This window comes from Thiobacillus sp. (assembly GCF_024708915.1).
Genome location: NZ_JANJXQ010000077.1, coordinates 1 through 9,876, shown reverse-complemented (window position 1 = coordinate 9,876; position 9,876 = coordinate 1). Strand labels below are relative to the sequence as shown.

The window sequence follows — 9,876 nt, the reverse complement described above, 5'->3', positions numbered from 1 at the left end:
TCGAAGGCCAGGCCAATGGCCCGATCCGGGACTTCATCCGTTTTGCCAACTTCAGCCCGGTGGGCGAGCGCCTGCGCGGATTCACCGATGCGCTGGACGGCAACGGGCCGATGCGGCTCGCCCTGAAGCTGCAGGTGCCGCTGCGCCACAGCCACGACACCACGCTGGCCGGCACCCTGTCGTTCCTGGGCAATACCCTGCTGCCAGCCGGCTTGCCGCAGCTCAGCCAGGTGCGCGGCGACATCGATTTCACTGGCGACAGCCTGAGCGCAAAAAGCATCGCCGCGCAGTTTCTGGGCGGAGCGGTACGCATCGATACCACCGCCCGCAACGACCGGGTGCAGATTCTGGCGCAGGGGCAGGCTACCGCGGCGGGCTTGGCACCGTGGCTCAATTCGGCGTGGAGCAAGCATCTGTCGGGACAGGCCGGGTGGCGCGGCCAGATCGACCTCGAACCGGAAGGGGAGCGGGTCCGCATCGAGTCCGACCTGGCCGGGCTGGGCTCCAGCCTGCCGGCGCCGCTCGCCAAAGCGGCCGCCCAGCCGCTGCCGTTGCTGGTGATCCGCCAGCCGCAGGGCGATGCCCGGTTGAACGAAGTCCGGCTGGGCCGAACCCTTAGCGCGCTGTGGCGCAGCACCGCAGCAGGCGGCTTCAGCCGCGGCGAAATCCATTTCGACGGGCAGGCGGTCATGCCGAACGAGCCCGGCCTGCGTCTGGCCGGCAGCGGACGCGGCCTGGATGTCTCCGGCTGGATGGCGTTGTTGCCCGTGGGTGGAAGCGGCGCCAGCTTGCCGCTGTCGTCCATCGATCTCAGATTCGACGCATTCGATCTGCTGGGGCGGCGCTATCAGGATGTGCGTCTGCTGGGGCGTACCCGCAACGGCCTGCTGCGTACCCAGGTGAGCGGGCGCGAAATGAGCGGTGTGCTGACCTATCGTCCGGCCGGCGTATCCGAGCCCGCGGGAGCCTCAGCCCGCGGCGGACCGGAATCCTCGAGGGAGCAGCCCGCCCGCGTGTCGGCGCAGTTCAGGCAGCTGATCATCCCCGCCAGAATGCCGGTGAGCGGGGCGGCCGATGAAATGAACATGCGGGCAGTGGATTTTCCGACGCTGGATCTGACGGTGGAGGACTTCCGTCTGCAGGACCATGCGCTGGGGCGGCTGGAAGCCGTGGCGCGCGGCACACCGCAGGGCCTGACGATCGACACCCTGCAGCTCACGCATCCCGACAGCGTGTTTCGCATGAGCGGCCTGTGGCGCGACAGCGGCCTGGGCGAAACGCGGGCGGAGTTGAGCCTCGATGTGCTCGACGCGGGCAAATTTCTGGCCCGCTTCGGCTACCCCGATACGCTCAAACGCGGCAGTGTCGCGGTCCAGGGCAATGCCGCGTGGGAAGGCTCGCCCGCCGATTTCGCGTTCGGCACGCTGGCGGGGCAGCTCGATTTCAAGGCCAGAAGCGGGCAGTTCCTCAAGGTCGATCCAGGTGCCGGCAAGCTGCTCGGCGTGTTGAGCCTGCAATCGCTGCCGCGCCGGTTGAACTTCGATTTCCGTGATATCTTCAATGAAGGCTATGCCTTCGACGACATCGGCGCCACCCTGCGCATTGCGCGCGGCGTGGTCTACAGCGATGACTTCAGGATGCGCGGGCCGGCCGCCAAGGTCAACATGTCGGGGCTGGCCGACCTCAACCAGGAAACCGTGCAGCTCAGAGTCAAGGTGATTCCGAAACTGTCCGAAGGCGTGGCCGTGGCAGGCGCCCTGCTCGGCGGGCCGCTGGCAGGCGTGGGTGCACTGGCCGCGCAGAAACTGCTGCGCGACCCGTTCGAAGAGGTCATCAGCCAGGAATATATGGTGACCGGGGCGTGGCAGGCCCCCGATGTCAAGCGGCTGCCCAAGGCCAAAGCCGAAACCCAAGTATCCGAACCCTGATCGTGGAACCCGACCATGCCGACAAAAAAACCCGCAAAAACCACCGTGGCACCCACCCGGCGTGCACAAGTCAAAAAACCCGCGCCGCAGCCAGGCACGGTGCGTGTGGCGGCCATCCAGATGGCATCCGGCCCCAACGTGCCTGCCAACCTGGCTGAAGCCGAGCGACTCATCGAACTGGCGGTCGAGGGGGGCGCGCGCCTGGTCGTGCTGCCGGAGTTTTTCTGCATCATGGCGATGAAAGACGCCGACGTGGTGAAAGCGCGCGAGGCGGAAGGCCACGGCCCGATCCAGTCCTTTCTGTCGCGCATGGCGAAGAAGCATCACGTCTGGCTGGTCGGCGGTTCGGTGCCGCTGGAGGCCGGCGCGGCGAACAAGGTGCGCAACAGCTGCCTGGTGTATGACGAACGCGGCAAGCTGGTGGCGCGCTACGACAAGATTCACCTGTTCGGCCTCGATCTCGGCAACGAGCATTACCAGGAAGCCAAGCTGATCGAGCCGGGCGACAAGGTGGTCGTCCTCAACAGCCCGTTCGGCCGCATCGGCCTGTCGGTCTGCTACGACCTGCGCTTCCCCGAGCTGTACCGCACCATGCCCGACGTCGATATCATCGTGGTGCCGGCGGCGTTCACCGCCACCACCGGGCGCGCGCATTTCGAGACCCTGATCCGCGCGCGCGCGATCGAAAACCTTGCCTACGTGATCGCGCCGGCGCAGGGCGGCTACCACTTGTCGGGCCGCGAGACCCATGGCGACAGCATGATCGTCGATCCCTGGGGCGTGGTGCTCGACCGCCTGCCGCGCGGCTCCGGCGTGGTCATCGCCAACATCAACCCGGCCTATCAGGCCAGCCTGCGCAAGAGCCTGCCCGCGCTCAAGCACCGCCACATCCAGTGCCAGCAGATCGAAGTCGACGTGGTTGAGCGCCGGGTGCCGGCCAAGCGCGAGCCCACCACTAAATAATTTTGAATCCAGCAGGAGCAGGACAAGCCATGAACCCAACCGACGCCTTCGTTCCCATCCAGACCGCCGAACAGCTGTTCCGTTCCGCCGAAGCCACGCTGCTGACCCCGAATGGACTGAACGCCGACAAGCTTGCGCCGGTGTTCGGCCGCCTGCTGACGCACGACGTCGACTACGCCGACCTGTATTTCCAGTACTCGCGTTCCGAAGGCTGGAGCCTGGAAGAAGGCCAGGTCAAGTCCGGCAGCTTCAACATCGACCAGGGCGTCGGCGTACGTGCGGTCTCGGGCGAGAAAACCGCGTTCGCCTATTCCGACGACATCAGCCTCGATGCGCTCGGCGCTGCGGCCGACGCCACCCGCGCGATCGCCCGCGCCGGACAGAACCGCAGCTTCGGCATGGTGCAGCGCGGCGAAGGCCGCCTGCTGTACAACGCAGTCGACCCGCTGGTGAGCCTGGACGACGCAGCCAAGGTCGCGCTGCTGGAGCGGCTGGAGAAAAAGGCGCGCGCGATGGACCCGCGCGTCATCCAGGTGATGGCGAGCCTCGCCTCCGAATACGAAGTCATCTTCGTCGCGCGCTCCGACGGCCACCTCGCCGCCGACGTGCGCCCGCTGGTGCGCCTGTCGCTGCAGGTCATTGCCGAGCAGGACGGCCGCCGCGAGCAGGGTAGCGGCGGCGGCGGCGGCCGCTTCGACTACAGCTATTTCAGCGACGACATCCTGGAGAAATACGCCCGCCAGGCCGTGCACCAGGCCATGGTCAACCTCGACGCCCGCCCCGCACCCGCCGGCAGCATGACCGTCGTCCTCGGTTCCGGCTGGCCCGGCATCCTGCTGCACGAAGCGATCGGTCACGGCCTCGAAGGCGACTTCAACCGCAAGGGCAGCTCGGCGTTTTCCGGCCGCATCGGCGAACGCGTCGCCGCGCCCGGCGTGACGGTGGTCGACGACGGCACCATCCCGCTGCGCCGCGGTTCATTGAACGTCGACGACGAAGGCAACCCCACCCAGCGCACCACCCTGATCGAAGACGGTATCCTCACCGGCTACATGCAGGACATGATGAACGCCCGCCTGATGGGCATGCCCATCACCGGCAACGCCCGCCGCGAATCCTTCGCCCATCTGACCATGCCGCGCATGACCAACACCCTGATGCTGGGCGGCGACAAGAACCCTGCTGACATCATCGCCTCGGTGAAGAACGGCCTCTACGCCGTCAACTTCGGCGGCGGCCAGGTCGACATCACCAGCGGCAAGTTTGTCTTCTCCGCCGCCGAGGCCTACATGATCGAAGACGGCAAGATCACCTACCCGGTGAAGGGCGCCACCCTGATCGGCAACGGCCCCGAAGTGCTGACGCGCGTTTCCATGATCGGCAACGACATGGAAATGGATTCGGGCGTCGGCACCTGCGGCAAGGAAGGGCAGAGCGTGCCGGTCGGGGTAGGGCAGCCGACGTTGCGGATCGATGGGTTGACGGTGGGCGGGACGGCGTAATGCCCTGACGGCAATGCCTACCATTGTCAGAGTGCATCCCTGTCATTGCGAGGCGCGGAGCGCCGAAGCAATCCAGTACGGTCAGGCGCGGAGCACTACTGAGTAGTGAGTGGTTTCGCAGGATCGCTGACCGTTGGCCGGGGGTAGCCCGGCAGCTAGTCACTTTCTTTTGTCTCGCCAAAAGAAAGTAACCAAAGAAAAAGCGACCCCGCTCATCCCCGAAACCCCGGAAATCGAGCCTGCCGGACGGGCGGCAAAGAACTCGCCCCGCTTTATTTGTATTTCGAAGGTGAGCGGGGCTCAGACACCTTTGCCGCTGATCCGCCCGGCAGGCTCGATTTCCGGCGGGACTGAGAGGGGAGAACGTCAAACCAGTTCGCCAAAGTGCAATCGTCGCAAATCGATTTAATGTTTCGCGCGGGGTTTTGCGTCCTCACCCAAGCAGGCAAACCGTCCAGTCATCACCGTCCTGGTTTTGATCTTCTTTCCCCTCACAGACCCGCCGAAGATCAAGTGTGGCGGGTGGGTCAGCGGCAAAGGTGTCTGAGCCCCGCCCACAAAAAACCAATTAAAAACATCGAGGGCGGGGTGAGTTCTTTGCCGCCCACCTGGCGCGCTTGATCTTCGGGAATTCGGGACTGTCGGGGTCGCCTTCTTTTGGTTACTTTTCTTGGCGAGACAAGAAAAGTGACTAGCTGCCGGGCTACCCCCGGCCAACGGCCAGTGGTCCTGCGAAGAAGCCGGCTACTGCCCCCAACAGCGCTTCGACAAGTTCAGCGCGAACGGAGCGGAGAGACGGCGTTACGCCAAACTCTCCAGCGGCCTCGGCTCCCCGATCAAATACCCCTGCACGCAATCCACCCCCATCTCCGCCAGCTTCGCCAGCGTCTCCGCATCCTCCACATACCCCGCCACCGTCCTGATCCCGAGGAAGCTCCCGGTTTCCAGGATCGAGCGCACCAGCGCCTCGTCGATCATGCTGGTGCCGATCTCGCGCACCAGCGCACGGTCGATCTTCAGGTAATCCAGCTTCATGCTTTTCAGGCGGGTGTAGGAGCTGTTGCCGGCGCCGAACTCGTCGAGGGTGAAGCGGCAGCCGTGGCGCTGCAGCTGGCGCATGAACAACTGGGTTTGCGCGTGGCCGTCGACGGCGTCGGCTTCGCTGATTTCGAAAATCAGCTTGTCGCCGGCAATGTCGCCGCGCGCCAGTTCGGCGAGAAGGAACTTCAGGAACAGCGGGTTGGTGACGGACTGGCCGGACAGGTTGATCGAGAAGCCGCCGATCCGGGCGGCGAGATCGGGTTGCTCGCGCATCCACCGCAGAACGGTTTTGACCACCCAGCGGTCGACTTCGCCGATGCGCTGCAGGCGCTCGGCAACAGCGATCAGGTCACGGGTGGCGATGCTGCGTTCGCCGTGGGCGGTCGGGTGCAGCAGGACTTCGTAATACAGCGGAGTTCCCGCGGAATCGGCCGCGGCGGCCACAGGCTGGCAATTCAGGCTCAACTGGTTGTTGGCGAGGATGGCAGTCAGTTCGTGCGCCCACTCGGCCAGCGCCAGCACGCCGGCGGCGTCGGTTTCGCTGTCGTACGACACGATAGGCGCGCCCGACTCGCGGGCGCGGGCGCAGGCGGCGTTGGCGTTGTCGTAATACGCTTCGGGGCTGAGGCAGTCGCGCGTCCACATCAGGCCGGCCGCGGCCTGCACGCGGTAGCGGGTGCCGTCGATTTCCTGCGGCCGGTCGACGAGGGCGTGCAGCAGCGCGTCGACCTGCGCCTTGGCAGCGGCGCTGTCGGCGGCTTCGGTCCAGAACGCCAGCCCGGATTCGCCGGCACGCGCCAGCAACGCGCCGGGCGGCAGCTGCGCGGGCAGCTGCCGGGCGAATTCGCGCAGGATCGGGGTGCGGATTTCGGCGCCCACGGCCTCGCCGGCGGGATCGCTGATGTCGAGCTGGATCACGCCGACGGCGTAGCCGCTGTCCGGGTTCTGGCTGCGCAGCCAGTTGCGGCGGATGGAACGGAAGAAGCTCTTGCGGTTGGCGAGTCCGGTGGCGGGATCGTGGGACGCCTGCCACAGCAGGTCGCGCTGCATTTTCTGGATCATCGCGCTGTAGGAGCGGTCCATCAATGGCAGTTCCAGGTCTTCGGTCCATTGCGCCGTGCCGTCTTCCAGCGATTGCAGCAGGTCCTGGCGCTTGAGGTCGAGCTTCTTGATCCCGCGGTAGTTGGCAAACACATACACCGGCGGCTGGTCGCCGATCCAGATCAGGTTGAGCGGGGTGTCGAGCGACTTGAACTGCAGCCAGTCGCCGACGCGCAGGCGTTCGGCCAGATTGTCCTGCGCTTCGGAGAGCGGCTCGCCGGTAGCGTCGTTGAGGCGGGCGGCGACCGAAGTGTGCTGGCGCTGCGATTTGTCTTCGTCGAACAGCGCGGCGGCGAGCTGATCGACGATACGGTCCTGCGCGAACTTGTCGGCGCACACCTGGGTGAGCGCCTGGTCGATGCGCTGCAGCAAGGTCTGAATCTCGGCGGCGCCGGGCGGCGTGGCCAGTTCCGGATCCAGCCAGGCGCACAGCTGCTGCAGCACCTGCCAGGCCTCGCGCGCCTCGTCGCTGTCGACGCCGTGGCGCATCTCGGCCAGCAGCAGCACGCTGCGCCAGCCGCCGTTCAGCAGTTCGATCACGGCATTGGGCACCGCGCGTTCGTCCAGCCGCGTCAACAGTTCGCGCAGGATGCGCTGTTTGACGACTTCGGCACGCTGGCGGCCTTCGCACATTTCCTGCAGGCGGAACACCCGTGCGGCACGCTCGTTCAGCAGCGGCTTGACGACGCGTTCCAGCTGGGTGCGCGCTTCTTCGAACACGCCCGGGTTCTTGTCGGCCTCGGCGTTGATGCGGTCGGTCCAGCGGCTCATCAGCCGCAGCAGGCGCTGGTCGGTGATCTTGCCGTCGTCGCCGGCCACCATGCTGATGCGGTCGAGCGTGTTCAATACCTTGTGCGCCGGGTGGGCCGGCGAATTCAGAAATTGCGGGTCGGACATCGCCAGCTTGATGAGGCTGGTTTCCAGCTGCTGGAAAAACGGACGCATTCCCTCGCTGACCGATTTCTCGGCGTGCATGGTGTCGAACAGCGCGCCGAACATGTCGACCGAGCGCTGCATTTCGTGGGTGACGGCGGGCGGCAGCGCGCCGGCGGCGGCCAGGCGCTGCAGCACCGGCGAGCGGGCCACGCCGGGCGCGCTTGCCATCGCGGGTTGGCCGCTGGCCGCCGCACCCTGCGCGGCATAACCAGGCATGGCCTTGCCTGCCGCGGCGGCGGGCACTGCGCCCGAGGGAGGCGGGGCCGCGGCTGCCGCTGGCTGGCCCCGGAAAAAATCCAGCAGCGAGCCGGTCAGGCGGCCGAGGGCGCCCTGCGGCGCCGCCGCGGGGACCGGGGATTCGGCTTGCGCGGGGGCGGCGGTGGGCGCTGCCCCCGGTGGAGCGGCGTGCCGGGATTGCGGCGCCGCAACGGGCGGCTGCGCGGCCTCGGCCTGCGAGACCGGTAATAGCGCCAGCAGCTCGGCATACAGTGGCGCCAGCTGCTCGGTCAGCACGTCGCGCAACGCGGCATACGCGACCTGCCGGGCGCGTGCCGGTACCGGCACGTCCTGCAGCACGCTGCGATAGGCGTGGCCGATGACCGCGGGCCCGAACGGGTTGTTGCTGTGGTCGCAGGCAAAGCCGAACAATTGGCCGATGCGCGGTTCGATGTCGGCGAGCTGCTCGCGGAACAGTTCTTCCAGCTTGTTGGCTTCGGACGAGGTGGCAAGCCAGTCTTCGAAATCCAGTTCGTCGACCAGAGCCAGTCCGCTATCCGAAGTGTCGCGGGTGGCCTGGGTTTGCACCGGGCGGGCCTGCCGCAGCGTATCCAGCACCTGTTGCACAAAGCGGGTTTGCACGGCAGCCGCGTGTTTGCCGAATTCGTGGACGGCGCCCAGCAGCCCGCTGTGTTCGGCGATGCCGGAGGCGTGCATCGCCGCCGTGTTCAGCTTGTCGCCCAGCATGCGCATCATCTGGTCGTGCACCTGCAGCAGGGTTTCGCTCAGCAGCGCGCTGCTGGCTTCGCGCAGCTGGGGGTGCGCGTGGGACGCGGGCAGGGCGGCGAGCTTTTGCCGGTGCCCGGCCATGCGCAGTTTTTGCAGCGCGCGCAGCGCATCGACCGGCTGCCGGACAAACGCGACGCCGACGCCGAGCGGGCTCAGGCGCTTGAGCTGCGCCGGTACGCGGAAGGTCTGGGCGGTATGGGTCGAGGCCGGGGTGAAGACGATTTCCACCTCGGCGTCCGCGCGCCTGGCCAGCGCGGCGATCGCCGCTTCGGGGTTGGTGAACTTGAGAAACAGCCCGCCCAGGCAGAAATCGCGGATCTCGCAAGCGATTTCGGTATGCCCCGGCTGCGTGATGATGGCCGCCTGCGAGACCTGAAAGCGTTTGTCGCGCCGCAATTCCTGCGCGGGATGCCGAATCTCTGTCGCGTTAGCCAACATTTCCACACCATTCCCTTTTGTTTATCCCGTTTGCCCGATGGCATCCCTGTGCCGTCCGAATCCGGCCGACTCGCGGGCGCTTGGCGAGCCCACTCCAGTTTTGGTAGACTGCCATGCATGATTCGTGCCGCAGTATTCTTTTTTAGCCGCTTTTATCCCACGCCGCAGGCGGTCGGGAGGCGCTGAAACGAACAGCACGCCTTAACGAAACCGCCAGTACGCTGGCGGTTTTTTTGTTTACGCCGCCAGCACGGATCAACCTATTGATAAGGCCCGACGATGTTTGAACCCGCATTGTATTTCTCACGGCATCATGCTTTGACCGGTTCGCTGGTCCGTCTCAATAGAACGCTATTTTTAATGGTTATTGATTCGGCCTCCCGCGCTGCCACACACAGCCCGAGCAAGCTGAACCTTGATCCCGCTTCAAACTTCATCTGACCGAATCAATAAATCAACGGAGCCCGAACATGTCTGCCACCCGAACCGACGATACCCGCATCGAGCAAAGCGGCGAACTGCTCGCTCCGATGCAGATCATGCGCGAATTGCGCGCCAGCGAAACCGTGCTGGCGCGCGTGGCGCAAGCCCGCAGTGCCATCCACGACGTGCTGCGCGGGGCGGACGACCGCATGTTCGTCGTCGTCGGCCCGTGTTCCATCCATGACCCGGGCGCCGCGCTCGATTATGCGCGCAAACTGAAGCCGCTGGCCGACGAGCTGGCGCACGATCTGATCGTCGTCATGCGCGTGTATTTCGAAAAACCGCGTACCACCGTGGGCTGGAAAGGGCTGATCAACGACCCGCACCTGGACGAGAGCTTCGACATCAACGAGGGGCTGCGGCTGGCGCGCAAGCTGCTGCTGGAAATCAACGAAATCGGCCTGCCCTGCGCGACCGAATTTCTCGATCTGATCTCGCCGCAATACATTGCCGATCTGGTGGGCTGGGGCGCCATCGGC

5 protein-coding genes are annotated in these 9,876 nt (G+C 65.8%); 4 read left to right on the top strand and 1 reads right to left on the bottom strand.

What is annotated here, in order from left to right; all coding sequences use genetic code 11:
* The 3 genes from Q0L94_RS06095 to tldD form a co-directional block, all read left to right on the top strand.
* Positions 1-1,928 (top strand): AsmA-like C-terminal region-containing protein (locus Q0L94_RS06095; RefSeq protein WP_296751264.1); only part of this gene is annotated, 1,928 nt, incomplete at its 5' end.
* A 15-nt stretch (positions 1,929-1,943) separates the two neighbouring features.
* Complete coding sequence (locus Q0L94_RS06090; RefSeq protein ID WP_296751262.1) at positions 1,944-2,891, top strand: carbon-nitrogen hydrolase family protein; 948 nt, start codon at positions 1,944-1,946, stop codon at positions 2,889-2,891.
* A 29-nt stretch (positions 2,892-2,920) separates the two neighbouring features.
* Positions 2,921-4,393, top strand: coding sequence for a metalloprotease TldD (gene tldD / locus Q0L94_RS06085; protein ID WP_296751260.1), 1,473 nt, complete (start codon positions 2,921-2,923; stop codon positions 4,391-4,393).
* Between the two features lie 801 nt (positions 4,394-5,194).
* On the opposite strand, the gene Q0L94_RS06080 is transcribed toward tldD, so the two are convergent.
* Positions 5,195-8,914, bottom strand: a complete 3,720-nt coding sequence (locus Q0L94_RS06080; protein WP_296751257.1) for a DUF1631 family protein — start codon at positions 8,912-8,914, stop codon at positions 5,195-5,197.
* A 470-nt stretch (positions 8,915-9,384) separates the two neighbouring features.
* Here Q0L94_RS06080 and Q0L94_RS06075 point away from each other — a divergent pair.
* On the top strand, positions 9,385-9,876 hold a 492-nt coding region (locus tag Q0L94_RS06075; protein ID WP_296751254.1), incomplete at its 3' end, for a 3-deoxy-7-phosphoheptulonate synthase.

Coding starts and splice junctions, on each gene's coding strand:
- Q0L94_RS06090 (WP_296751262.1), top strand. CDS start 1,944: ATGCCGACAAAAAAACCCGCAAAAACCACCGTGGCACCCACCCGGCGT.
- tldD (WP_296751260.1), top strand. CDS start 2,921: ATGAACCCAACCGACGCCTTCGTTCCCATCCAGACCGCCGAACAGCTG.
- Q0L94_RS06080 (WP_296751257.1), bottom strand. CDS start 8,914: ATGTTGGCTAACGCGACAGAGATTCGGCATCCCGCGCAGGAATTGCGG.